This is a genomic window from Pseudomonas sp. SID14000 (genome assembly GCF_002165135.1).
In the GTDB taxonomy this organism is placed as follows: Bacteria; Pseudomonadota; Gammaproteobacteria; order Pseudomonadales; family Pseudomonadaceae; genus Aquipseudomonas.
Window position 1 is genome coordinate 1 of sequence record NZ_NFZQ01000046.1, and the last position, 1,075, is coordinate 1,075.

General features: G+C 67.4%; 1 protein-coding gene. It reads left to right on the forward strand.

Features of this window, described 5'->3' with window-relative positions:
- Positions 1-852, forward strand: an 852-nt coding sequence (locus tag CAY82_RS27325; protein ID WP_140399144.1) for an AMP-binding protein, incomplete at its 5' end; no start/stop codon positions are given.
- Positions 853-1,075: the final 223 nt, after the last annotated feature.

Sequence of the window (1,075 nt, forward strand, 5' to 3'; positions counted from 1 at the left end):
CAGATCCCGGAGAAGTTCGACCTCTCCACCCTGCGAGTGCTGGGGTCGGTGGGCGAGCCGATCAACCCTGAGGCCTACATCTGGTATCGGGAGAACATCGGCGGCAACAAGACGCCGGTCGTCGACACCTGGTGGCAAACCGAGACCGGCATGCACATGATCTCCCCCCTGCCCGGCGTGACCGCGGGCAAGCCGGGTGCCGCGATGAAGGCGATCCCGGGCGTGAGCGTCGACGTGGTCGACGACGCGGGCAAGTCGGTACCGAACGGCTCCGGCGGTTACCTGATCATCGACAAGCCGTGGCCGGCGATGCTGCGGACGCTGTGGGGCGACGACGAGCGCTTCAAGGAGACGTACTGGTCGCGCTGGCCGGGCGTGTACTTCGCGGGTGACGGCGCCAAGAAGGACGAGGACGGCGACATCTGGCTGCTCGGCCGGGTGGACGACGTGATGAACGTGTCCGGCCACCGGTTGTCGACCACCGAGATCGAGTCGGCCCTGGTGTCGCATCCGAAGGTCGCCGAGGCGGCCGTCGTCGGCGCCTCCGACCCGACTACGGGCCAAGCGATCGCGGCCTTCGTGATCCTGCGCACGGAGGCCGGGGACGGCGGGCCGGACGTGGTCCAGGAGCTCCGCAACCACGTCGCCAAGGAGATCGGGCCGATCGCCAAGCCTCGCCAGATCATGGTGGTGGCCGAGCTGCCGAAGACCCGCTCCGGCAAGATCATGCGCCGGCTGCTCCGCGACGTCGCCGAGAACCGCGAGGTCGGCGACGTCACCACGCTGGCCGACAGCACGGTGATGGCCCTGATCAAGACCAACCTGGAGTCCGGCAAGTCCGACGAGGACTGACCGCCAGCACGTCAACAGCCTGTACGCCGCTGGCCGGCGTACAGGCTGTTTTTGTCAGCTGGTCGTCAGCAGCCGCGAGGGCATTGGAGCGACGCGATCAACGTCACCCGGATGACCTTGCCCCGGCCGTTCTGCGTCACACCGCAACTCCGGACAGTGAAAGGTACGGTTCAGGCCAGGCGAAACCCGGTTGCCCGTAGCGATGCCGCACTGCTGAAATGGC